Raw genomic sequence first — 23871 nt, 5'->3', positions numbered from 1 at the left:
CAAACCACGACGGCGGAGCCCGGCTTCAGTTGCTGTGGCACCTGACGAGGGGGCGTCCGCGTCAGGGGGCTGCCTGCAGGAGACGTTCCAGCAACAGGTGGAACGCCGCCGTCGATCCCTCCGGCGGCTCGGCGGCGGCAACCTGTCCGAACCATAAACCACACAGCCCGGCGGCGAAGAGCGTTCCCTCGGCTGCCGCCTTCTGTTCGTTTGCCCCGCGCACGCTGAGCCAGCCGGCAACGGCTTCGCGCCAGAGGGAAAACCCGGGCGGCCGGAGTGAGCCTCCGTCCGGCGCGGACTGCGCACCGGCCGCTTGCAGGATGGCCGCTTCGAATGCCAGCCGCTGGAGCACGCGGCTTTGCGGAGTCTGCGAACGCTCCCAGATCTGGACTAGCAACTGCCGCAACGCCGGGGCGTCCAGGCCGGCCAGCTGCTCCGGCGAGGGCGCCGACAGCTGTGCCTGGACCCGGTGCACTATCTCCTCGAGCAGCTGTTCGCGATGCCCGAAATGGTAGACCAGCATGTAGCTGCTGATGCCCAGGGCTTCGGCCAGTGGGCGGAAGGACAGCTCGGCCAGGTTCTTGTCCTGCAGGTAGTGCAGGATGTCTTCGAGCAGCTGAGGCTTGCGCTGCGGGTTCTGTGGCCTGGCCATACGGTGCGCTTCCTCCTTCTGCTCGGAACCTCTGCCGGTACGACGCGATCGGTTGCGCTCCAGGGAGCGGCGTTACCCGGCCGGGTCTCAGCTTATCCGCTGGCGTCGAGGGCGCGCCGGGACGGGCGTGTGGCAGTCACTTCCGCGACTTGCCGGAACGCCTCGCACATTTACGGCCTGCGGCTCCCATACTTGATGAAAGGGCCGACCCAGGGGAATCGGACCGGCCGGCCGCCGGCAGTGAAGCGAGCAAGGAAGCGGGCACAAGGCGATGGTGGCTCCAGTACAGTCTCTGCTGCAGCGGTGCGGAGGGCGGTTCCGGGCCTTACTCAACCGCCCGGCCCTCGGAATTCACCCCGGGCCGGATCTTCCACCGACGGACCCGTATCAAACGCTGCTCAACAGCTTGCGTTCCGCCTATCCCGGAGCGCGCCTCAGCATGTCCGGCAACGGCAACGTTCGGGTGGAGTTGCCCGGCGGAGACGTGCTGCGCTTCTACGTCAAGGGTTAGGCACCCACGGCCGGTGGCGCGGCCGGCCCGCAGGTTTCCCGACGGCCCGGCCGCCGATGTCAGCGGTGTGAAATCTTGATCATGTCTTCGCGCGGGACCACCTTGACTCGCTCGCGCTCGACGGCGGGAGCACCGCCGTCGTCGTTGTTGTCCGCAACGAAGGAAGCGCCGAGCTCCCGCTCATGGGCGTCCAGCTTCAGCCAGCCTTCCCAGGTGGTGTAGGCGACGCCGCGCCCTTCGAGCAGCTTGATGATGGCGTCCTCGTCCGGCTCGTCGGCGGCCGGCAGGTCCAGCCGGTCCTCGAGCAGGAAGCCGATGGTCTCCAGCGCATCGCCCTTGGTGTGGCCGATCAGGCCGACGGGCCCACGTTTGATCCAGCCCGTGGCGTAAATGCCGGGGACGGGGTTTCCGCCCTCGTCAATCACGCGCCCGCCTTCGTTGGGGATCACGCCGCGGCGGGCATCGTAGCCGACCTCGGGCAGCTCGGAGCCGAAGTAGCCGATGGCCCGGTAGACCGCCTGGACCGGGTATTCGACGATTTCGCCGGTGCCGCGGACGTTGCCGGTGCCGTCCAGCTCGTTGCGCTCGAATTTGATCGCCGCAACATGGCCGGCGCCGTCCCCGGTGCCCTCCACGATCTCCAGCGGCGTGTGCAGAAAGTGAAGGTGCAGCCGGCGGGAAGCACCGGTGTCCTGTTCCTCCACCAGCCAGTTGGTGAGCGTGTTGACCATGGTCTTGGTCTGATTGTTGGTGCGGATGGCCTCGTCGGAGCCCTCGTCGAAGTCGAAGTCCTCCGGGTAGAGCACAATGTCCACGTCGCGGGAATGCGAGAGTTCGCGCAGTTCCAGCGGGGTGAACTTCACCTGGGCCGGGCCGCGCCGGCCGAAAATGTGCACGTCGGTGACCGGCGAGCTCTTCAGGCCCCGGTAGACGTTGTCCGGGATCTCGGTGCTGAGCAGGTCGTCGGCGTGCTTGGACAGGATGCGGGCCACGTCCAGGGCAACATTGCCATTGCCGATGACCGCGATCTCCTTGGCCTCCAGCGGCCACTCCCGCGGCACATCCGGGTGGCCATCGTACCAGGACACGAACTCGGCAGCGCCGTAGGATCCGTCAAGCTCAACGCCCGGAATGTCCAGGGCCGCGTCCATGATGGCACCGGTGGCGAAGATGACGGCGTCATAGAAGTGCCGGAAGTCGCTGAGCGTCAGGTCGTGGCCGTAGTCGACGTTGCCCAGGAAACGGATGTCGCCGCGGTCCAGCACCTTGTGCAGCGCATTGACAATGCCCTTAATCCGCGGATGGTCCGGTGCCACGCCGTAGCGGATCAGGCCATACGGGGCGGGATAGCGGTCGAAGAGGTCGATGCTGACCTCGAAGTCCCGCTCCGCCTTGGTGAGGATGTCAGCGGCGTAGACGCCGGCTGGTCCGGCGCCGATGATAGCCACCCTGAGGGGACGCTGGGTGATGGCCTCGGCAGAGTTAGACACGGGCAGTCCTTCTTCTTGTGGAATCCTCCTGCGCAATAGCGCACAGTTTCCTATTCTAAATGCCCTCGGGTTTTGCCGCCTAACAGTGTGCCCGGCGTCTCATCTGGCACAGTGAGTGCTCAGCGGCCGGACCCCGGCAGGCCTGCCAATCGGTTCTGCACGAACTGCAGATCCTGCACGTCGTCCTCGGCAGCAATGGTCCGGTACACCCCTGCATCGGTCTTATCCAACTGCAGACCCTCGGCGAAATCGGCGTTGTGACCGGTGTAGGAGAGCCTGAAGAGGCGCCGGTCGCCATCCATGGCGGTATCGAGGACCCGGAAAGGAAGCCCGTTGAAGGTGCAGGAGACGTTCAGTTCGTAGAGGTCGGTGACGTCCGCCAGCGGAACCTTCGCCCGCCAGACTCCCCGCGGGGTCTTCTCGAAACCCGACACGTCCGCCGGGGGCTCCCCGGCCGACGCGAGCACCGCGGTGTTGCCGTCGTCGACCACGTCCGCAACGAACTCTGCCCCGCGCCAGGTGGCCCGCCAGCCCAACACCGACGACGGCGGTACGGGCTTCGGCTCCACCCTCGCCTCATCGGCGACCACCGCCCAGCCGCGGGCTACATCGACATAGACCGCGAGGAGATCCTCCGAGCCGTTTCGGCCGATGCGCCAGAGTTCCGCGCCGGCCGGCAGCCGCACTTCGTCGAGATAGAACAGCGGGGCTTGGCCACCGTCCCAGGACGTGAATCCCGTTCCGGTGAACGGCTCGCGGTCCACAAACTCCGGCGCCAGCGCGTCGTGCAGGTAGTTGCCGACCGGGGACTGGAACCGGACCACGTCGATGGTTTCCGAATTCCGCTGCCACGGAGACCCGGAAAACCCCAGTCCGTGGGCGTCGAACAGCTGTTCCGGGGTTCGCACCCCCACGACGTCCGCCGCCCGCAGCAGGTAGCCGGCGACCGTGTCCGCGGAGTTGGCCAGATAGCTGCTGCTCTGGGCCGGGCTCACGGCCTTCTGCAGAATCGTACGGGTCATGCTGCTTGCTCCGATCTTGATGACGCTGTGTGCACCCGTTCGGTGCGCTCGATGTTCAGGTCGCGCAGGGCATGGGGCTCGACCCAGCCGAACACGAAGGCATTCTCATAGGGTTCGAACCCAAACTGATCGATAAACCGCCGGATCGTTTCAGAGGCCATCTGCTCGACAGTCTGGACAGCAAGGCGCTCCCCGTCGTCCTCGGCAATCACCAGCACTTGGTGCTGATCAAGCATGGCCGTGGCTTTGATGGAATGAACATCCGAGACTTCACCGGCGTCGACATCTTTCCGAAAGTGGAGCGGAGTCCGCGCAAACCGGTTGGGATAGACCATTTGCTTCCAGTCCGGCCCGGGCTGCTCACCGCCGTCCCGGATAAGGGTGAGTTTGCCGTTGTAAGGAGCAGAACCGTCCAGTTCCCATTCGCGCCCCTGCCAGGTCCCATAGGTACCTGTCAGTTTCGTACCGTCACTCATCCACACGTGCTACCCCCTGCTGGCCGCTGCCCGGGCAGGTAGTTGCGGCCCGAGACTGGGCTCGCTGCCCTCTGCAGGATCGTCCGGGTCATGCTGTCAGCTCCACCCGTTCCGATTTGAAATCCGTCAGCGCATGCTCTGGAATCCAGCCGAAGACCCAACTGCGGTCATATTCTTCGAAGCTATATTCCCGGACGAGCGCATCCCAATGGATGCGGGATTCGCTCGGCATGGTCTCAACGGCCAACCGCCCTTCTTGGTCCTGCGCGATGATGCGCACATGGGCCTGGATGTCGTGACCCGTGCTGTCGGTGAGCGGAACAGATCCCGTAGCGGCGATCTCATGGAGATCGGATACCTCTGATTCGGGAACCTTCAGATAGTGCCGGGTAGGCGTCCGGCCAAACCGATTCGGAAACTCCAGTTTGGACCATTCCGGCGAAGGCTTCTCGCCGCCATCCTGAATGATCGCCAGCCTCCCCTGGTAGGGGGTGCGCCGCTGGATCTCCACCACCTGCCCGTTCCACGTTCCGTAGATCCCGTCCAACGGAGTTCCATCGCGAAGCCACATGTTCACACCCTATTCCAATGATCTCCGTCGAATATCCCGCCCAGAACCTTTCGTCTCCACGGCCCAAGGCCGGGCTCACTCTCCCTCTGCAGGATGGCCCCGGTGATGCTGCCAATTCCACTTGCGTCACCTTTATGCCTGTCACCGTTCCAACCCGGCTCCGGCGCGCCAGACTCTGCCTGACGGGCCGGCGCCAACGCAGGATCGATTGGACGCCCCTGCGACGGGAAAACGTCCATCACGCTCTGCGCGTTCAATGGTGATCTCGACGAGAGCGTGCCGCGGAACCCATCCGAAAACAAAGGCGTTCTCATAGCGCTCGAATCCGAACTCCTCCACGAACCCGTCCATGAAGTTCGGTGCGGCCTGTCCGAAAGTCTGCACGGCGAGGCGACCTTCGTGGTCCTCCGCCAGCAGCTCGACCGACACGCGGTCCAGCTTGGCCGTGGCACGAATGGAATGTAAGTCCGACACTTCGTTCGCGTCCACGATGCGTCGGAAGTGAACCGGGGTGCGGGCAAACCGGTTTGGAAAATGCTGCTCAGCCCACTCCTGCCCCGAGCTGTCGCCCCTTCCTGAATCAGGACGAGCTTCCCCCTGAGCGGGCGGGTGCTGTCCAATTCGAACGCCTCGTCGCGCCACGTGCCGTACGAGCCGGAGAGCTTGGTTCCGTTACTCATCCACATACAGCGCACCATGCCCCTACTGTTTCGCGCCTCGACCTTGATATGAGTGGACGCTCAGGGTGTCGAGCAGGATTCATTCTGATATCTCGGTGCGTTCGATAGAGATGTCGACGAGGGCATGCGATGGGACCCATCCGAAAACGAACGCGTTCTCGTAGCGCTCGAACTCGAATTCCTCCATGAGCCTATCCATGAAGTTCGGCGGTACCGGACCCAACGTTTGAACGGCAAGTCGTCCCTCGCCGTCCTCCGCCAGAAGCTCCACGGCGACGCTATCCAGCCTGGCCGTCGCCCGAACGGAATGGACGTCGGAGACAGAAGCTGCGTCGACATCCTTGTAGAAACGGACTGGTGTCCGGGCGAACCTGTTGGGAAAATCCAGCCGCTCCCAGTCCTGTCCTGGCTGTTCTCCACCATCTTGAACCAGAGTCAGGTACCCGCGATCACTAGCAGAACTCCACAGCTCCCATTCGTGTCCCTGCCACGTCCCGTAGGTACCCCGCAGTTTCGAGCCGTTGGTGCGCCACATATTCCGATTTCCACTCCAGTCGTCCTCTGGGGCATGCCCTGAACCAGGACCGTCGAAGTCATGACGATCGTTCTATTCGTTCGACTTTGATGTCTGTCAGCGCATTCCGGGGAACCCACCCGAAGACCCACGAACGGTCGTACTCTTCGAATCCGTATTCCCGGATCAGCGCATCCCAATGGTGACGCGGTTCATGGGGTTCTGTCTCGACCGCTAGGCGGCCCTGATCGTCCTGCGCGATGACGCGCACGTATACCTGGATATCGTGGCCAGTTGAGTCGTGCAGCGGGACATAGCCCGTGGTCAGGATCTCGTGTACATCGGAGACTTCGGCTTCCGGAACGCGGAAACGATAGCGCACGGGAGTGCGAGCGAACCTGTTCGGAAAGGTGTCCCGCTTCCATTCGGGCCCGGGCTGGTCTCCCCCGTCCTGAATAAGGGTGTACCCGCCTTTGGATGAGACCGGTGAGCGCAGTTCCAGTTCACGGTTCCGCCACGTACCGTAATAGCCAGTCAGTTTCGTTCCATCCTGCATCCACATGGCCTAGACCCTTTCCCGGCCTCCCGCGCCTCGGATGGATGGCGGGACGTCATTTGTCCCGCTCAGTGCGTTCAATGGTGATTTCAACGAGAGCGTGCCGCGGAACCCATCCGAAAACAAAGGCGTTCTCGTAGCGCTCGAATCCGAACTCCTCCACGAACTTGTCCGTGAAGTTCGGTGCGGCCTGTCCGAAAGTCTGCACGGCGAGGCGACCTTCGTGGTCCTCCGCCAGCAGTTCAACCGACACACGGTCCAGCTTTGCCGTGGCACGAATGGAATGAACATCCGAAACCTCGTTCGCGTCCACGATGCGTCTGAAGTGAACCGGGGTGCGCGCAAATCGATTCGGAAAATGCTGTTCAGTCCACTCCGGCCCCGGGCTGTCGCCCCCATCCTGAATCAGGACGAGCTTCCCCCTGAGCGGCCGGGTGCTGTCCAGTTCGAGCTCTTTACCCCGCCACGTGCCGTACGATCCTGAAAGCTTGGTTCCGTCACTCATCCACATTTGTTAGACCCTGGCCCATCGGTTGTTGAGCGCATCGTAGACACCCACCAGCGTTTCCTCGCCCGCGCTGTTGATGCGCCACATCTCTGCGCCGTCACGAAGATTCGTTCCACCATTGACTTTGAGTTCTGGTAGGACCGGGGTGCCGTCCACCCGGCTGCTGGTGAAGCCGTGGCCGGTGTTTGGCCAAACCGCCTCATCCTTGGCGGTCTCAACCGGAAGGCCGTAGGCGTTGGCCTCTTCGGCCTTCCTCCGTTCCAAGTCCTGGGGCAGTTCCGGCTCATTGGTTTGGTGCGCGTGCGCCCGGTCGTAGCGGAGCTCCCCAACCCGCTCACGGTTGGACCAGTCGGGGATCCCAATGTTTTCCCAAGCCGCATCGTTTTTTGCCTGGAATCGGATGGCTACCACCTCGTCGACCTTGTCGGCTTGGTAAGCAAGCCGACGGCCGGCGGCATCGTCGAGCCAGTAGTCGAGCCGCAGACCGTTGACAATTTCTCCGGCGCGGGTCAAGCGTGCGGTATCGGCCGCCTGGCTGATAAAGCCGCCCACGGAGCCGGGGTACTTGTCTGTGCGGGCAAGGACCTGGGCGGCATCGTCTACCGACATGACCTTTTGGTAGAGGGTGTCAGCGTTCCCGGTTCCCATGGCATGACGCAGGTCGTGGATCAGCGTTGCTTGGGAGTCGGTCAGGTCGTAGTAGTAGCGGTTGGTGAACGGGGCAAGTGCAAGCTCGACGGCGCTGGCATTCTCTGGTGGTTTGGGCCAGTTGCCGTCCGGGGCACCGAATTCGCGTTCGATCAGGCCTGCCAGCTGGTTGTCGATGACCTCGTTTGGCAGCTTGCCGTCCGGGCCCCGCAGATCGTCCAGCCGGGTGAGGTCGCTCTCCGGCAGGTGCCGCTGCAGGACAGATTCTGCATCGGCCCAGTTGGCGGGGTTGCTGGAACGCGGAAGCACGGCGATCTGATCGGAGCGGGTGAAGACGGCATGCGTCTCACCGTCGATAACCACCTCGGTGGGGCGACCCGATTCGTGGCGCCGCACACTGACCTCGGGTTCAGGCGCGCGCTCCGCGGCAGGGCTATCGCTATCGGTAGCTTGCTGGGCGCTGTCCGACCGTGCCGGCTGGGGAGCATCGGCATCCGGCGTGTGGGGCTGCGTCTCGGCATCCGGTGCCGTCCGCGGAGCATCCGCATCCGGAGTGCTGCGCGGCGCGTCGGCGTCCGCAGTGTTCCGCGGTGCCTCGGCGTCCGGGGCGGTCCGCGGAGCCTCCGCATCGGGGGCAGTCCGCGTCGCCTCGGTTTCCGGCGCGGACCCCCGTCCGGCGTTGGTTTCCGGGGTTTCGATCCGCTGGCCGTACTGCGGCGGTGCCGAACGGTCCGGAAGGGTGTAGCCGGACTGGCCGGAGGGCGGCTTGGGCCCGTCGGCGTCGAAGTTCATGGTGCTGTTGGAGTGGCTGGAGGGCATCTCCACGTCGAACCGGTGCGGAGCGGTGAAGCCGCCGCCGGCGGTGGCCACGCGCGGGCCGCCCAGCGCATTGGCGAAGTTGTCCGCGCTGCTGCGCACCGACGTCGTGAGGTTGTCCATGCCGGTGCGTAGGCCGGTGGAAGCGTGCCGGAGGCCGTCGGTGATGGTGTGTCCGGCGGTGCTGACGTACGGGCGGACGGTGTTGGTGACCGTCTTGAAGCCGCTGGTGGTGACGTCGATGGCGGTGAACTTGAGGTTGCTGGAGAAGTCGAGGGCGCGCGTAGTGACGCCCGCGGTCTTGGTAAGGCCCGAGAAGTCCAGCACCTTGGAGGCCACGCCGCCGGCCCTGCTGACGGCGGTGACCTTGTTGGCCACGCCACCGACCTTCGCCGCGGCCCCGCCGCCGGCGGTGAGCAGGATGGCGGAGAGATCGAAGGCTGTGGCGCCGGCGGCGTAGGCCGGGTCGCGCTGCCAGTCGTCCCAGTGGATGGCTGCCTTGCCGACGGCGAGCAGCTCTTCGCCGGCCTTCTTGACCGTGCCCGGGCCGCCGATTGATTCGGCCACCGCTGCGGTGATCGGGCTGGAGACGATGGCTACGTTCAGGGCGATCTGGCCGATGCCCTTCCAGGTGGCCGCGAAGGTTTCCCCGTCGGTGAAGTTGACCATGTTCCACAGGCCGGTCACCGTGCCGGTAATGCCGCTCCAGACGCCCTTGCCGAAGGACACGACGCCGTCCCAGGCGTCCCGGTACCAGGGTTTGTCCCACTCGGTGGGCTGGCCCCACGGGATATGGCCTTCCCCGGTGGCGGAATCCAGTTGCTCGGCCGAGTAGCCGTAAGCCTGCTGTCCGGTGGCCGGGCCTTCCTGTGTGGTCTCCACCAGGGTGATGCCGCCGTACAGCGCGGTGATGGCATTGCTGCAGGCGCGCTCGGCTGCCATATGTTCGGCTGCCAGAGCGTTGGCGTCCTTGAGGATCTGGTTGTCGTCGTTGACCAGGTCCTCCTCCTCGCGCCAGTCGTCGCCCTCGCTCGCGATCCGGCGCCGCACACCGTGCCAGCGGACCACCAGCGCGTCATAGCGGGCCTTGAAGGTGTCTGCCCAGTCCGCAAACGCTTCGATGGCCGACTTGATGGCGGCGGTGTCGGCCTTGATCTCCTCGGCGGTGGTCTTGACCGGCTTGACCGCGACGTAGACCTGGGGCGCTTCCGGCGACGTGTACACCGCTTCCAGCCCGCTCCAGTCGCTCTCGATCAGCTCGACGGCGTCGACAATGCCCTCGGCCGTCTCGTCCAGCGTCCTGGCGTGCGTGCGCAACAGTTCAGCGTCGGGCCGCGGCGGGTATGCCTCGGCATACGGATCCCAGGCCGTCATTAATTCCCCTTATGTGGTGCGAGATGTGGTGCGAGAGACGTGTGGTGGTTCGAGCGATGTGCGGTGGGTGCGCGTTTCCTGCAGGCGGTGGGCCAGAGACTGCGGCGTCCAGCGCGCCCGGTTCAGACTGCCCGCGGAACCGGGCCGTGGGGGCTGTGCGGGCGCGCGGCCTGCTCCTCCTCAGGCAGGGTGCCGATCAGGTCCTGCGCATCGCCGGCCATCCTGGCATCTCCGAGGACGTAGGCGTTGACCGCGTCCATGGTCCCCTGGAACGTGGTCTGCAGTCGCCCGCCGACACTCTCCAGTCCCGGCTGGACAGTCTTCTCCGCCCACCCGTTCAGCGCTTCCATGACCGGGCCGGATTTGGAGGCGGTGGCCATCTCGGACAATTCCGTGCCGAGCGCCGGAAAGTCCTTCTCGAAGCTGTCGGTCCGCCCGCTGGCGGTGCTGACGATCGCCTGGACCTTGGTGGGATCGATATCCCAGCCGTCGAGTGCCACTGCTGTCCGCCTTCCGTAGTAGATGTTGCCCGGTGCCTGGTACTGCGGCGGTGCTAGATGTTCGCGATCTTTCCGCCGGCGGTCTTGATGGTGCTGCCCGCGGTGCTCTTGGCGTCCTCCAGCAGCTTATGCACATCGGCCATGATGCCCGCGAAGGCGATGCCGGCGTCGGCCCAGGCCTGCTCCACACGGTCGTACTGCTCGGCGATGTCGGTGGCCTGGAACTTGGCCTGCAGGTCCGCGGCGTCCTTCTTGCGGGTCTCCACCAGCGCGTTGAGCTTCTTCTTCACCCGGTCCAGGTTGTCCTGGGCCTGCGATGCCCCGCCGTCGGAAAAGGCGAATGAATTCTGGTCTGCCATGATGTTTCCTCCCTCATGCCCGGCCTCGGCCGGAAAAGTCTTCTATGGGTGCCTGTGCCTGTTGGCCGCAACTGCCGCCGGCGGCCGTTTTGCCGCTCCACGCGGCGGGAGCGCTAGCCGCGGTTGCGGAAGACGGCGTCGTCCCAGGCTGCCTTGCCCTCGGTAGCATCGGCGTCGTCGGCCTGCTGCTGCTCGCCCAACTGCATGGTGGTGTTGACCTCGGACTGGCCCTGCTGGATGGACACCAGCGACTTCTGCAGTCCCGAAGCCACCATGTTGGCCCGGCCCATGATGCCCTTGAACTTCTCCCAGAAGTCACCGGCCGTGTTGCTGCGCATCGGCTCCGGGACGGCCTCGAGTTCCTTCATCAGCGCCTGCAGTTCGGTATCCGCCGCCGCGCTGGCCTTGCCGGCGTCGACGAACGCGCTCTTCTCCATTTTGATGAACTGGTTGCCGCTCATTGCTCCACCTCCGTGCCCCGTCGGGGCTGTAGCTGCCGCTGTGCCGGCGGGCATGGCTGGTCCGCCGAATGCCGGGTTGCCGCCCGGCCGGTTGTCTTGAGGCGGTTCCCCGCCTTTACCATAGAACGCGCTGGCCGGCACCGGCGTCAATCGACGTTAATGGGTACATCTCCCCATCCTGCGCGGGACAGCAGCAAGTTTGTCCATCAATTGGAACGATAAGCTCGAGAAGCGATACCCCGTATAACGCACCGCTTGGGAGGAGAGGGATGGCACACGATTACGACAATCAGCTCATCGAGTCCGTGGCTGTCCGACGGACCCGCCTGGCCACCGCCCTGCTGTACGGCAACAACCCGTTGCAACGGCGGTGGAAGTCCAGCGTGCGCACTTTCTTCTTCAGCGTGGCCCTGGCCGCGGTGATTGCCGCCGTCTGCGTCGGCTATTCGTTTGTGACCAACCTGCTCGAAGACCTGCGTCAGCAACAGCAGCAGCGCGCCCAATCCGCCGTCGTCCTCCAGATCAGTGGTGATTTTGCTGACGACGACGGCGGTGGCGGTTTCCGTCTCACGCTCACCCCCCATTCAGGAGCCGCCTGACCATGGCCGAAACCTTTACCCGCGTCACCGTGGCCGGGCCGCAGCGCCACGTTGATGTGCTGCTGCCGTCGCAGACGCCTGCCGGCCTGCTGCTGCCCCAGATACTGGAGCTGCTGGACGACCAGCCGACGTCCGCCGTCTCGGTCAAGACACTGATCACTCCGGCCGGCGACCCGGTCCGCGAGGACGCCTCGCTCAGCGACGCCGGGATCGCCGACGGCGCCATGCTGCGGCTGGTGAACGTGTCCGAGGCGCCGCCCGCGCCCGTGGTGTACGACGTCACCGACGCCGTGGTGGAACAGACCGAGGACATCGGCGGCCGCTGGACGGAGAAGGTCCGCCGGGCCACGGGAGCCGTCTTCGCCGCCGCGGGACTGTATCTGGGCGTGCATGTGCTGATCGAGGGCGCCGCCGCCGGTGTGGCGGCCTCGGTCTTTTTCGGCCTGGCCGCGGTGTTGCTGGGCGCCGGCATTTATCTGGGCCGGGCAACAGCCACGGTGCTGGGCCCGCTGCTGGTGGGCACCGGCTGGCTGCTGGCCGTGGGCGGCGTGCTGCGGCTGCCGGCAGGTCCGGGGATGCACGTGCTGCTGGCCGCAGCGGTGAGCGCGGTGGTGCTGGTCTGCGCGGGCCTGATCTCGCCGCGCCCGCGTGCGCTGATGTCCGCCGCCGGCCTGCTGGCCCTGCTCACCCTGTTCTGGGCCGCGTCGCTGGCCTTGTTCAGCACTCCGGTGCACGCCGCCGGCGTGGCCGCACTGCTCAGCTGCGCCACCCTGGGCCTGCTACCGCAGATCGCCCTGTCCGTCTCCGGCCTGGCCACGCTGGACGACCGCCGGGCCAAGGGCGGCCGGATCGGACGCACAGACGTGCATGCGGCGATCGGCTCCGCGCACCGCGGGCTCAGCCTGGGCACCGCGCTGGTGGCGCTCTCGGTGGCCGCCGGGTTGTGGATCCTGGGCACGGACACCAGTTGGCAGGTCTGGACCATGCCGCTGGTCGGCTGCCTGGCCCTGGCCACCGGGCTGCGGGCGCGCGCCTTCCCGCTGGCCCCGGACCGGATTGCGCTCTACCTGGCCGCGGCAGTCGGCACGCTGGCGCTGGCCCGTTCGGTGCTGTCCTTCGCCCCCGGGCAGGGTTGGCTGGTGGCGGCCGGGCTGCTGGTGCTGGCCGTCGCCGTCGTGATTTCGCTGACCGTGACGCTGGCGGACCACTCCGCGGCGAAACTGCGCCTGCTGGCCAACCGGTTCGAGACGCTGGCCATCCTGGCCTCGGTCCCGCTGGTCATCGGCCTGTTCGGCGTCTTCGCTTCGCTGCTGACCACCTTCGACTGACTCAGGCTGGGACCGAGATGATGCAACCGATTTCGCGCAGGGATTTGATCGCCCGGGAGCAGGCCGCCACCGGCCATCTCACCGCGGGCCAGCCCCATCCGGACAGCGTGCCGCCGGGTGCCCCGTCGGGTGCCGGCCATCCGGGTGTGGCAGCTGCGGCTGATCCGTGGAGCTCACCGGCCCCGGCCGCCGGACCGGCGGGAGCCGGACCGTTCGAGTCCGATGCCGAGCAGCGCCGCCGCCGGCTGCGCAGCCGCCCCGGCGAGCCGTGGCTGGTCCGCACCGCGCGCGCCGCGAAGGGCCTGGTGTCATCCGACGACTACCCGCAGCGGCTGGTCGCCGCCACCGCCGGGGCGCAGGCCGCCGTGAGCACCGGACGCCGGATAGCCGTGATCGGCAGCCGGGGCGGAGCCGGCAAGACCACGACGGCGGCGCTGCTGGCGTCGCTCTATGCCGCGGCGCGGCAGGACACCATTGCCGCCGTGGACCTGGCGCCCGCGGGCGGCACCCTGTCGCTGCGGCTGGGCGTGCCTGATGCACCGGCCATCGACGAGGCCGCGGCCGTGCTGCAGCAGGTCCCCGCCGCCAGTGCCGAGGACCTGCGCCGGCAGCTGGCTGCGGCCGGCGCCAACCTGTGGGTTGCCGGTGAGCGTGAGCTCGGCGGCCATGCCGGGGGCGCCGCGCTTTCGGCGGCCGGCCAGAGCATCTCCCGGTACTGCCCGGTGGCGGTCTACGACTGCGCCACCGGGCCGGGCGAGAACCCGGACACCAACTGGGCCATCGGTGCCGCCCAACTGGCCGTGCTGGTGGCCCCCGCATCGGTGGCCGGGGTCCAGGATGTGCGCCGGACGGCCGCGGCGTGGGCCGCCACCCCGGAGCTGGCCGGCACCGGGCTGCTGGCCGTGCTGACCCAGACCGACGCGGATGCCCCGCTGGACCCGATGTCCGAAGCCAAGGCGCTGGCCCGGGACGGACTCACCGTGCTGCCGCTGGGCTACGACCGGCATCTGGCCAGCGGCGTGGAGTTCGAACCCGGACTGATGTCCCGCGCCGTCCGGCTGCAGGCTGCGGAGCTCGCCTCCACCGCCTTGGCCCTGGCGATGGAGCACACCGGCCGATGAGCGTGAAGATCATCCACCGGCCGGCCCGCACCACCGCCCCGGCCCGCGAGGCTGCGCCGTTCAGTCTGGAGGCGCCGCCGCCGATGGCGGAGAAGTCCGGCCGGATGAACGCCATGGCACTGATCCCGCTGCTGGGCGCCGGCCTGTCCATGACCGTGATGATGCTTTTCCGCGGCAACAGCCTGGCCGCCGTCGGCGCCATCGCGATGATCGTGACGGTGGTGGCCTCCATCATCATGATGCTGGGCCAGCGCGGCCGGGCTGCCCGCACCCGGGCCGAGGAACGCGACCGCTACCTGGAGTATCTGGAGGAATCCCGGGCCACGCTGCGCACCGACGAGCAGCGGACCATCACCACCGCCCGCACCAGCAACCCCGAACCCACCGCCCTCTTCGACATTGTCCGCACCCCCAGGCGGCTGTGGGAACGGCGCCGCGGCAACGAAGACTTCCTGCAGGTCCGGATCGGCTCCGGCGAGCGGATCAGCCGGCAGATCACCGTGAACGAGCAGGGCCCGGCCACCGCGCAGCGCGACACGTTCATGGACAACGAAGTGCGGATCCTGCAGCAGCGGTATGAGAGGTCGCCGGACCTGCCGCTGACCCTGCCGCTGGACTCGGCCGGCAACGTCAGCATCATCGGTTCCCGCGGGTTCGTGCTCAACGCCGCCCGGAACCTGCTCATCGAGGCCTGCGCCTTCCACTCGCCGGAAGACCTGCAGGTAGGCATCGCGGCCCGCGAAGACCGGCTGCGCGACTGGGACTGGACCCTGTGGCTGCCGCACCTGGCCGACCAGAAGCAGGCCCATGCCACCGGCCCGGTGCGCCGGATGGCCCGCTCCGTGGACGAACTCGGTGCCGTGCTGGCCGATGAACTGAACCGCCGCGCCGTGGTGGCAGCCGAATCGTCCAAGAACCTCAGCGGCGCCAGCCAGCACCTCCCCCGGCTGCTGGTGCTGGCCGACTCCTATGGCGCCCTGCCGGAAGACCTGGTGCTGCCGGACCGGCACGCCGGACTGGCCCAGCTGGGCATCACCGTGGTGTATCTAGTGGCCGACCGCGGCCAGGAGCCCGGCGAAGTCAGCGTGCGCGTCAGCCAGGACGGCGCGGCCGCGGACCGCGGACCGGCGGGGTCCCGCAGCTACCGGGCGCAAGCCGAACGCAGCCAGGCCGCTGCCAGTGCCCGTGCCCGGACGGACCGCTCCCCCGCTCATGGCGCCCGTGCGGGCCGCACGGCAGGCGCCGCCGCCGCCGAAGCCGGCGCCCCGCCGTCGGACGCGGGATTCCTGATCCAGAACTACCGCCAGGATCCGGTGGAACCGGTCGAAGAACGCGGCACCTTGGACGGCCTGGCCGGGGCCACCGCCGAGGCACTGGCCCGCGAGCTGGCCCCGATGCGGCTCTCGGCGGACTCGCTGGAACACAACACGGCCGCCGGTTCGGACAGCTTCCTGGAAATGCTGGGTCTCAGCCCCGCGCTGGACGAGGCGGACATCAGACGGCTCTGGAAGCCGCGCAGCGAGGTGGATTTCCTGCGCATCCCGCTGGGGCCGGACGACCGCGGCCGGCCCGCCCTGCTGGATTTGAAGGAGTCCGCGCAGTTCGGCATGGGCCCGCACGGGCTCTGCGTCGGTGCCACCGGCTCCGGCAAGTCGGAAATGCTGCGCTCGCTGGTGCTCGGGCTGCTGGCCACGCATCCGCCGGAGTTGCTGTCCATGGTGCTGGTGGACTTCAAGGGCGGCGCCACCTTCGCGCCGTTTGCCGACGCGCCGCAGGTCTCCGGCGTGATCACCAACCTGGCCGACGACGCCAGCCTGATCGAACGCATCTACTCCAGCCTCAACGGCGAAGTGCTCCGCCGGCAGGAAGTCCTCAAGGCCGCCGGCAACATCGCCAACATCACCGACTACCAACTGCACCGGCAGGAACGGCTGGCCCGCGGCGAGGCCATGGACCCGCTGCCGCATCTGGTGGTGATCATCGACGAGTTCGGTGAACTGCTCACCGCCCGGCCGGATTTCATCGACCTGTTCCTGTCCATCGGCCGGATCGGCCGGTCCATCGGCGTGCACCTGCTGCTGAGCAGCCAGCGGATCGAATCCGGCAAACTGCGCGGGCTGGAAACCTACCTGTCCTACCGGATTGGGCTGCGCACCCTCTCGGAATCCGAGTCACGCACCGTGCTGGACACCCCGGATGCCTTCCACCTGCCGCCGGTTCCCGGTTTCGGCTACCTGAAGGTGGACACCACCGTCTACACCCGGTTCAAGGCCGGCTATGTGTCCGGCCCGCTGGAAGACGTCCAGGTTCAGGAAGCGCAGGAAACCACCGACGACGACGGCCCCCTGGTACTGCCGATGCCCACCTACGCGGCCAGTCTGGAGAAGGCGAACGACGACGGCAAGTCCGCCGGCAAGCCGGCCCGTACCGGAGCGTCCAAGCGGACCACCGGCCCCACCGTGATGTCCACACTGATGAACACCCTGGCCCGGTTCCCGCGTGCGGTGGATCCGATCTGGCTGCCGCCGCTGCCCGCCGCTGTAGCGCTGGACACCGCCGCCGGTTCGGTGACCAGCACCAGCCAGGGCATCCGGCTGACCAGCGGCGGATCGCTGAAGATCCCGGTGGGCCTGCTGGACGACCCGGCCAAGCAGTGGCAGGGCGTCTGGGAGCTGGACCTGAAGTCCGCCGGCGGCAACGTGGCCATTATCGGCGGCCCACAGTCGGGCAAGAGCACCGCGCTGCGGACCATCGCGGCCTCGCTGGCCATGACGCACAGCCCGCAGGAAGTGGGCATCTACTGCGTGGACCTGCTGGGGAACTCGCTGATCCCGCTGGAGGGCCTGCCGCATGTGGGCGGGGTGGCCGTGCGCACCAACCGTGAAGTGGTCCGCCGCACGGTGGAAGAACTCCTCGCCATGCTGTCCGTGCGGGAGAACGTCTTCGAGAAATACCAGGTGGACTCGCTGGCCACGCTGCGCAAACTGTGCGCCCAGGGCAGGATTCCGGAACTGCCCAGCGCCGACATCGTGCTGATGCTGGACGGCTACGGCCTGCTCACCGATGAGTTCGAGGACATCGAACCGGCCGTGCACGCGTTGATCGCCCGCGGTGGCGGCTACGGCATCCACGTGGTGACCACCGCCAACCGGCAGAACGAGATCCGGCTGGCCCAACAGTCCTTTTTCGGCACCAAGATCGAGCTGCGGCTGGCGGACCCGGCGGACTCCTCCTATGGCCGCAAACTCGCCGAGACCATGCCCGCGGACCGGCCCGGGCGGGCGCTGACCGACGCCAAACTGTTCGGCCACTTCGCGCTGCCGCGCATCGACGGCGTGGCCGATGCGGACACCGCCACCCAGGGCACCCGGGACATGGTGGCCGCCGTCGCCGCCTCCACCGACGCGCGCGCCATGCAGGTGCGCATCCTGCCGCAGTTGGTGGAGGCCGCGGAGATCGAGGTCCCGCCGCTGCCAGGCCTGCTGCCGCTGGGCCTGCGCGAGACCGATCTGGGCCCGGAAATGCTGGACGTGGTCCGCGGCGAACACCACCTGATCGTGATGGGCGACGAGCAGTCCGGCAAGACCAACGTGGTCCGTTCGCTGGTGCACTCGCTGGTGGCCCAGTATCCGTCCCGGGACCTGGTCTTCGCGGTCTTCGATCCGCGCCGGGCGCTGGCCGATGTGGTGCCGGATGCCTATCTGGGCGGCTACGCCCCCAGCGCCGCGCAAGCCGAACCGCTGGCCAACGCCATCGCCTCCGAGCTCTCCAAGCGGACCGCCGGCGGCGACGCCATGCAGGACAGCATCGGCGAGCCGGACAGCATCCCGCGGATCGTGCTCCTGGCCGACGACTACGACATCCTCACCGCTGGCGGTGCCGGGCCGCTGCGGTCGCTGATCGAGTACCTGCCGATGGGCCCGGAGCTGCAGCTGAACGTGATCCTCACCCGCCGCGTGCGCGGTGCCGGCCGCGGCATGTACGAGCAGTTCTTCGCCGCGCTGCGCGACTCGGGCAGCACCGGCCTGATCCTTTCCGGCGACCGCTCCGAGGGCGGCCTGCTGAACAACGTGCGGGCCCGCCGGCTGCCGCCCGGCCGCGGCCTGCTGGTCCGTTCCGGCGGCCCGGTGCAGACCGTCCAGACCCTGTGGACCCCGATGGAGGCAACCGCCGATGTCTAACACCGTCACCGTCGTCGCGCTCGACGAGCCGGACCAGGACGTGGTCATGGTCTCGCTGCTGGCCGTGGTCCCGCAGGAGTATGTCCGGCAAGCCGGGGACAGCACCCTGCTGGAAGTGGAGGATGGCAACGGCACCACCATGTTCGCCGTCGAGCTTCCCCGCCTGATCCGGGTGCCCGGCGAGGTGTCCCGGCTGCTGGCCGGCGCCAGCGTAAAGGCTGTTGAAGGTGCGCCAATCCCGTCCGTCTTCTCCGACGACCCGGACTTCGCCGACCCGGCGCACCAGGACGTGTGGTGGCAGGAGATCACCATCCGCAACGGCATCCCGGACGGCGACTCGCTGGGCTACCGGCTGGCGCAGAACATCGCGGTGCGCTGCCGCGGCGCCGTCGTCGGCCACCAGCTGCCCGAATCCGGAGAACAGGGATGACCATGCACGCTTCGGCCTTCGATTTCCACACCGACCGCACCGCCGTCGTCTTCCAGGACAAGCCGCTGGCCTTCCTCTCCCCCGCCCTCACCCGCGCTTACGTGGCCGCGCGGGAATCGGAGCGCCAGTTCGTGGTGATGACGCCCAGCGCCAGCAAACTGACCCTGCCGCTGTACCAGCTGCTGCAGCGCGAGGGCTGCATCTGGATGGCCAGCGCGGCCGACGGCACGTTCTACAACGGCTTCACCGGCCAGCAGTACCGCTGGAACGGGGACGTCTTCGCCGCCGAGGAACAGCTCGCACCGGCTTACCTGCAGACCCCAACCGGATCCGACGGCGTGGTCCAGGCCCGCGGCGAGATCCTGCACCCGGCCAGCGAATCCACCCGGATCGGCGAGTTCGCCGCGGCCCTGTTCCGCGAGCTCACCGGGGCCGAGCCGACCGGCTGGGGCATCCACGAGCCGGTCAGCGAGCCGTGGGACACCGCCGATCTGACCCGCTACTGCTACGAGACCGCGCCGATGACCAGCAACATCATCGTGGTCGGCCGGCCCCGCCCCGGCACCGAGGTGCCGTCCATCGGCGTGCTGATGGTGACCCGTTCCTCCACCGGCGTGCATGAATCCGTTGAGCTGTTCTGCGAATCGGTGGACCCGCTCACCGAGGACCAACTGGCCTCCTTCGGCTCCGCCATGCACCGCGCGCACGCCCGCACCGCACTGGCCGGCCACACCATGTTGCTGGACCGGCTGGCTTTCCCGGCCCGCTTCACCGGCGTCAGTGTCCCGGCCTGCTCGTTCTTCGGGCCGGAGGCGCTGCAGCTGTTCGGCCCACAGCAGGCCCTGGGCGCGGCCGGCGAGCGCGCCCGACTGGTGGGTGTTCCGCCGCTGCAGTCCCTCGCCGTCACCTATCACCGCGACCCGTCCGGCGGCCGCCAACATCCGCTGGACGAGTTCACCGAGCTGGTCGGCAAGCTGGCCGGCGGAAAGTTCTGACCGCGGCGGTCACCTCGGGATACCGTGGGCATAGAACCCAGCGGAATAGAACCACGTGACCGGAGGTTGTCCCAGCGTGTCAACGAACGACGGCGGTGCCTCCTCCCAGCCTTCTGCCCCTGCCGCTGCCGTTGCAGAGGCCGGCGGCCGCCGTGGAGTCGGCCGTTTCCGCAAACAGGGCGGCCGCCCCAGCGAGAACGGTGCAGGCATCGCGTTCGGGCTCGCCGCCTACGGACTCTGGGGCATCCTCCCGCTGTACTTCACCGCGCTGATACCGGCCGGTCCGCTGGAGATCGTGGCCAACCGGATTGTCTGGTCGCTGCTGTTCTGTTTCCTGCTGATCACCGCGCTGCGCGGCTGGCGCACTTTCCGGGCGGCGCTCGCCAACTGGCGCACCTTCGGAACCCTGTCCCTGGCCGCCGGGCTCATCGCGGTCAACTGGTTCACCTACACGTTCGCCGTTCTCAATGGCCAGGCCATCGAAGCCTCGCTGGGGTACTTCATCAACCCGCTGGTCTCCGTGCTGCTGGGAGTCATCCTGCTCAAGGAACGGCTGCGCCCGGCACAGTGGGTCGCCATGGGCGTAGCGTTCATCGCGGTGCTGGTGCTGGCCTTCGGCTACGGCAACGTGCCCTGGATTGCCCTGATCCTGGCGCTCAGCTTCGGGTTCTACGGCCTGGTCAAGAATCGCGTCGGCGGCCGCGTCGATGCCGTCACCAGCCTCAGTGTGGAAACACTGGTGCTGGCCCCGGTGTCCGTGGTGATTATGCTCATCCTGTTGGCCGGCAGCCAAGCGACCCTGCTCTCCGAAGGCCCCGGCCACTTCTGGCTGATGGCTGCAAGCGGCCTGATCACGGCCCTGCCGCTGCTGTTCTTCGGCGCCGCCGCCCGCCGGTTGCCGCTGAGCACGGTCGGCATGCTGCAGTATCTGGCGCCGATCCTGCAGTTCATTACCGCCCTCGTCTTCCTGCACGAGCCCATGCCGCTGGAGCGCTGGATCGGTTTCGGCCTGGTCTGGCTCTCGCTCGCCATCCTGACTGCCGACATGGTTGTGGCCCTCAAGAGAGCCCCCAAGGCCGGCGCCGCAACCGCCGGCGTGGCTTCGCACTAGTAGCGGATTGCGTCGATGACCTTCACACGGACGGCCACCAGCGCGGGGATCAGGCCGGCCAGCGCTCCGACGGCGGTGGCGGCGCCGATGCCGACCAAGGCCGCCTCCACCGGGAACGGCGGCAGTTCGCTGATGCCCTGGGCAATCAGGTCTTGGACCCAGGGGCTCTTCACCACCGCGACGGCGAGCATCACCCCCACCACACCGGCCACGAAGGTGGCGACCACCGATTCGAGCATGACGCCGAAGAAAATGCGCCCCGACGTCGCACCGAAGCTGCGCCTGATGCCGATCTCCCGCACCCGGTACTTGACCGTGACCATAGAGATGTTGAGCAGCCCGACTGCCCCCAGCAGCAGCACCAAGCCTGCGATGCCGCCCACGGCCAACTGAATGCCCTCGAACGGGTCACCCCAGGCGGCATAGTCGCTGCGGTAGACCTGCACGTGGGCGTCGGGGAATTGAGCCTGCAGATCGCCGGTGATGGCAGCCGTCAGGCTGGGTTCCACGTCGACCGGGAGCCACATCTCCAAGGCAGGCGGAGACCCTCCTGCCCCGCCCAAACCCCAGCGTTCGTACTGGGCGGTGAGCATCATGGCTGCCGGCATGGCGCCCTCGTGGCCATCCGGCGTGACCCCCACGACCGTGGCAGCGATCGGACGCTGCTGGAAAATCTGGACCACGGGGTTCACCGCCAGATCGGGTTCGCCCAACTGGCGGTGGAACGCTTCGTTGATGATCACCGCCGGCGCCAGCGCCGCGGCGTCGGCCTCGGTGAACCAGCGACCGGAAGCCAAGTTCACGCGTCGCATCTCGCCGTAACTTCTATCCACCACCGTGGTTTCGGTCGCCATCACGCCGTGCGGAAATTGGAACGGGACCTGGCCGAAGGCGCGCCGGCTCGCGTACTCCACGGCGTAGCGTTCCAGCAGAGAGTCGAAGGCAGCTTGGAGAACGGCCGGGTCCTCATTTCCAGTCTGCGTGAAAACCTCAACCGACACGGTGGCCGCACGGCCGCCGGATTGCTCCTGCGCCTGCACCATGCCCTCCCGGGCCATGTTGCCGAGTCCGACGACGGTGGTCAGCGCCGCGACCGACAGCGCCACCCCGATCAGTGCCAACAGGATCCTGGTTTTGTGGATGCGCAGCTCGGCCCATGCCTCGACCAACAGGCCAACGACTCCGGTCATGCTGCCAGCTCCGGAGCGTTCAGGATGCCATCGCCCAGCCGGTAGTGCCGCTGGGCCAATGCCGCAACGTTCGCATCGTGGGTGATGGTCACCAGCGCCGCACCCGACTCCAGCGCCACTTCGTCCAACAGCGCCATCACCCTCTGTCCGGTGTCGATGTCCAAGGCGCCGGTGGGCTCGTCCGCCAGGATCAGCCGGGGCGAACGCACCAACGCCCGTGCGATCGCGATCCGCTGCTGCTCGCCGCCGGAGAGCTTGTGCGGCTTCTCCCGCAGCCGGTCGCCCAAGCCAACCCGCTCCAGCATCCTCGCGGCCAAGCGCTCACGCTGCCAGAACTGTGTGCCGCGCGCATAAAGCAGGGGCGTCATGACATTCTCCAAGGCCGTGCGGCCCGGCAACAGATTGAACTGCTGGAAGATGAACCCCACCTGGGCGCCGCGGGACACGGCCCGCTGCTTCTCGCCCATCGAGGAAACCGGCCGCCCGTCGAAGTACAGCTCACCGGTGGTGGGCACGTCCAACAGACCGAGAATATTCAGCAGCGTCGATTTACCCGATCCGGAACGCCCCTGGATGGAGACGTGGTCTCCCGTACTGATGCTCAGGTCGATGCCCTGCAGGATGTGCAGCGGCTCGCGGTCCGGGATGTGCACGCTCCGGGTCACACCATGCAGCTCCAGCAGCGGTGCGCCCAGCGCTGGAGCGCTCATCCGCCGATCATCCCGAAGCCGCCGCCTTCCATCCCCGGCATCATCTGGTCACCGGGAGCCCCCGGGATGAATTGCAGGACCATCTCGCCCTCGGCGAGTCCGTCAACAATCTCAACCTGCATGCCGTCGTTCAGGCCCAAGGTGACAGAGCGCTCGACCGGCGCGCCGCCGTCGTTCTCCACCAGCCAGACCAGCCCGGTGTCCACGGATCCCTGGACGGCCGTGGTGGGAACAACCACCACGTTTTCCGCGGTTCCTGCGGTGATGTCGACGGTGGCACCCAAGCCCGCGAAAACCTTGACGTCTGCCGGTACCGCGCACTTGACCGTGCCGGTTGCCGCGGCCGGAAGTTCCGGCATGGACGGGTCCAGAGGCTGCTCTTGCCCCGGCGCCGAGCCGCCGTCGTCCGGAGCTTCCCCGACGGTCACTGCCTTGCAGTCGAACGGTGCCGGACCGCCGTTGACCGTCACGGTGGCGGAGCTGGGGCGGTCCAGCAGCCGGAACTGCTGGTCGGCGGTCAGCGTCCCGGTGACCGAAAACGTGCCCGGCGAAATAGTGGCGGCTTCGGCGCCGACCGAAACTTGCTGGTCAACCAGCACGGTCAGGTCGGTGAGCTTGCCGGCCGCCGGGGCCACCACGTTCACATACGTGTACACCGGGGCGGGCGGCGGGGCCGGTTCCTCATCCGGGTCCGGCTCAACCGTTAGCGGGGTGGGATCCGGTTCCACCAGCTTCTGCACCTGGAACAGCGGGTCGCCCTTGGACACGTTCGCGCCGGCGTCGACAAACAAGAAGTTGACGGTTCCCTCGGCGGTGCTGCGCACGGCCACGGCCGGGTCGCTGGCCACCGACCCCTCAATCTGCACCACGTTGGTCACCGTCCCCAGCGTTGCCGGTACGCTGGGCGTGACCAGCTGGGCGGTGGGCTGCTCGGTGACCGCATCGGCGCGCATGCCGTCCACGAAGGCGAGCTTGAAGAGTGCGACGGCGATGACGGCGAAAATCGCCAGCCATGCCACCGGAAAGACGTAGCGCCGCAGAGCGCGCATGCGGGATCCCCCTCTATAC

General features: G+C 67.4%; 23 protein-coding genes. 7 read left to right on the top strand and 16 right to left on the bottom strand.

Translation table 11 applies throughout. The features are described from left to right. Positions 1-61 precede the first annotated feature (61 nt). The 13 genes from MNQ99_RS04780 to MNQ99_RS04720 all read right to left on the bottom strand — a co-directional run bounded on the left by MNQ99_RS04780 (position 62) and on the right by MNQ99_RS04720 (position 11138). Positions 62-652, bottom strand: a complete 591-nt coding sequence (locus MNQ99_RS04780; RefSeq protein ID WP_241914635.1) for a TetR/AcrR family transcriptional regulator — start codon at positions 650-652, stop codon at positions 62-64. Between the two features lie 570 nt (positions 653-1222). Continuing rightward, a complete protein-coding gene (locus tag MNQ99_RS04775; RefSeq protein WP_241914634.1) occupies positions 1223-2653 on the bottom strand; it encodes an FAD-dependent oxidoreductase in 1431 nt (476 codons plus the stop codon). Between the two features lie 119 nt (positions 2654-2772). Then, a complete protein-coding gene (locus MNQ99_RS04770; RefSeq protein ID WP_241914633.1) occupies positions 2773-3675 on the bottom strand; it encodes a hypothetical protein in 903 nt (300 codons plus the stop codon). Continuing rightward, positions 3672-4151 carry a hypothetical protein gene (locus MNQ99_RS04765; protein WP_241914632.1) on the bottom strand — a complete coding sequence of 160 codons (480 nt, stop codon included), beginning with the start codon at positions 4149-4151 and terminating at the stop codon, positions 3672-3674. Before MNQ99_RS04765 ends, MNQ99_RS04770 begins: the two co-directional genes overlap by 4 nt. An 88-nt stretch (positions 4152-4239) precedes the next feature. Beyond that, positions 4240-4698 carry a hypothetical protein gene (locus MNQ99_RS04760; RefSeq protein WP_241914631.1) on the bottom strand — a complete coding sequence of 153 codons (459 nt, stop codon included), beginning with the start codon at positions 4696-4698 and terminating at the stop codon, positions 4240-4242. Between the two features lie 165 nt (positions 4699-4863). Further along, positions 4864-5211 carry a hypothetical protein gene (locus MNQ99_RS04755; protein ID WP_241914630.1) on the bottom strand — a complete coding sequence of 116 codons (348 nt, stop codon included), beginning with the start codon at positions 5209-5211 and terminating at the stop codon, positions 4864-4866. Between the two features lie 270 nt (positions 5212-5481). Then, positions 5482-5937, bottom strand: coding sequence for a hypothetical protein (locus MNQ99_RS04750; RefSeq protein ID WP_241914629.1), 456 nt, complete (start codon positions 5935-5937; stop codon positions 5482-5484). Between the two features lie 58 nt (positions 5938-5995). Further along, positions 5996-6478, bottom strand: a complete 483-nt coding sequence (locus MNQ99_RS04745; RefSeq protein ID WP_241914628.1) for a hypothetical protein — start codon at positions 6476-6478, stop codon at positions 5996-5998. 49 nt (positions 6479-6527) lie between these two features. After that, positions 6528-6977, bottom strand: coding sequence for a hypothetical protein (locus tag MNQ99_RS04740; protein ID WP_241914627.1), 450 nt, complete (start codon positions 6975-6977; stop codon positions 6528-6530). A 9-nt stretch (positions 6978-6986) separates the two neighbouring features. Further along, positions 6987-9818 carry a hypothetical protein gene (locus MNQ99_RS04735; protein WP_241914626.1) on the bottom strand — a complete coding sequence of 944 codons (2832 nt, stop codon included), beginning with the start codon at positions 9816-9818 and terminating at the stop codon, positions 6987-6989. Positions 9819-9940: 122 nt separating this feature from the next. After that, entirely contained in the window at positions 9941-10318 is a 378-nt protein-coding gene (locus tag MNQ99_RS04730; protein ID WP_241914625.1) for a DUF6507 family protein, read from the bottom strand. 53 nt (positions 10319-10371) lie between these two features. Further along, the gene (locus MNQ99_RS04725; protein WP_127512819.1) at positions 10372-10677 is read right to left on the bottom strand and encodes a hypothetical protein; all 306 of its coding nucleotides are present in this window, start codon (positions 10675-10677) and stop codon (positions 10372-10374) included. Positions 10678-10790: 113 nt separating this feature from the next. After that, positions 10791-11138, bottom strand: coding sequence for a hypothetical protein (locus MNQ99_RS04720; protein WP_127512820.1), 348 nt, complete (start codon positions 11136-11138; stop codon positions 10791-10793). 269 nt (positions 11139-11407) lie between these two features. Here MNQ99_RS04720 and MNQ99_RS04715 point away from each other — a divergent pair, with 269 nt between their 5' ends. From MNQ99_RS04715 to rarD, 7 genes are all read left to right on the top strand, one after another. Continuing rightward, positions 11408-11737: a hypothetical protein gene (locus MNQ99_RS04715; RefSeq protein WP_127512821.1), complete on the top strand. Its 330-nt coding sequence runs from the start codon at positions 11408-11410 to the stop codon at positions 11735-11737. Positions 11738-11739: 2 nt separating this feature from the next. Then, positions 11740-13065 (top strand): type VII secretion integral membrane protein EccD, encoded by a 1326-nt coding sequence (gene eccD / locus MNQ99_RS04710; protein ID WP_241914624.1) that lies wholly within the window; start codon positions 11740-11742, stop codon positions 13063-13065. Positions 13066-13082: 17 nt separating this feature from the next. Next, positions 13083-14186 carry a nucleotide-binding protein gene (locus tag MNQ99_RS04705; RefSeq protein ID WP_241914623.1) on the top strand — a complete coding sequence of 368 codons (1104 nt, stop codon included), beginning with the start codon at positions 13083-13085 and terminating at the stop codon, positions 14184-14186. After that, a complete protein-coding gene (eccCa, locus tag MNQ99_RS04700; protein WP_241914622.1) occupies positions 14183-18367 on the top strand; it encodes a type VII secretion protein EccCa in 4185 nt (1394 codons plus the stop codon). Before MNQ99_RS04705 ends, eccCa begins: the two co-directional genes overlap by 4 nt. Beyond that, positions 18360-18797 (top strand): hypothetical protein, encoded by a 438-nt coding sequence (locus MNQ99_RS04695; protein ID WP_241914621.1) that lies wholly within the window; start codon positions 18360-18362, stop codon positions 18795-18797. The genes eccCa and MNQ99_RS04695 overlap by 8 nt, the downstream gene beginning before the upstream one ends. Beyond that, positions 18794-19792 (top strand): DUF6177 family protein, encoded by a 999-nt coding sequence (locus MNQ99_RS04690; protein WP_241914620.1) that lies wholly within the window; start codon positions 18794-18796, stop codon positions 19790-19792. Before MNQ99_RS04695 ends, MNQ99_RS04690 begins: the two co-directional genes overlap by 4 nt. Before the next feature lie 76 nt (positions 19793-19868). After that, positions 19869-20903 carry an EamA family transporter RarD gene (gene rarD, locus MNQ99_RS04685; RefSeq protein WP_422387496.1) on the top strand — a complete coding sequence of 345 codons (1035 nt, stop codon included), beginning with the start codon at positions 19869-19871 and terminating at the stop codon, positions 20901-20903. Here the strand turns inward: rarD and MNQ99_RS04680 are convergent. Genes MNQ99_RS04680 through MNQ99_RS04670 form a run of 3 tightly spaced genes read right to left on the bottom strand, consistent with a single transcriptional unit; the run spans position 20900 to position 23852 of the window. Further along, complete coding sequence (locus tag MNQ99_RS04680) at positions 20900-22093, bottom strand: ABC transporter permease (RefSeq protein WP_241914619.1); 1194 nt, start codon at positions 22091-22093, stop codon at positions 20900-20902. The two genes, rarD and MNQ99_RS04680, sit on opposite strands and share 4 nt — an antisense overlap. Next, positions 22090-22803: an ABC transporter ATP-binding protein gene (locus tag MNQ99_RS04675; RefSeq protein ID WP_241914618.1), complete on the bottom strand. Its 714-nt coding sequence runs from the start codon at positions 22801-22803 to the stop codon at positions 22090-22092. The genes MNQ99_RS04680 and MNQ99_RS04675 overlap by 4 nt, the downstream gene beginning before the upstream one ends. Next, positions 22800-23852, bottom strand: a complete 1053-nt coding sequence (locus MNQ99_RS04670; RefSeq protein WP_241914617.1) for an efflux RND transporter periplasmic adaptor subunit — start codon at positions 23850-23852, stop codon at positions 22800-22802. Before MNQ99_RS04670 ends, MNQ99_RS04675 begins: the two co-directional genes overlap by 4 nt. Positions 23853-23871 lie beyond the last annotated feature (19 nt).

The sequence above is a fragment of the Arthrobacter sulfonylureivorans genome (genome assembly GCF_022637435.1).
Taxonomy (GTDB): domain Bacteria; phylum Actinomycetota; class Actinomycetes; order Actinomycetales; family Micrococcaceae; genus Crystallibacter; species Crystallibacter sulfonylureivorans.
The sequence above is the reverse complement of the archived record's forward strand: the minus strand, read 5'-3'. Positions and strand labels throughout refer to the sequence as shown.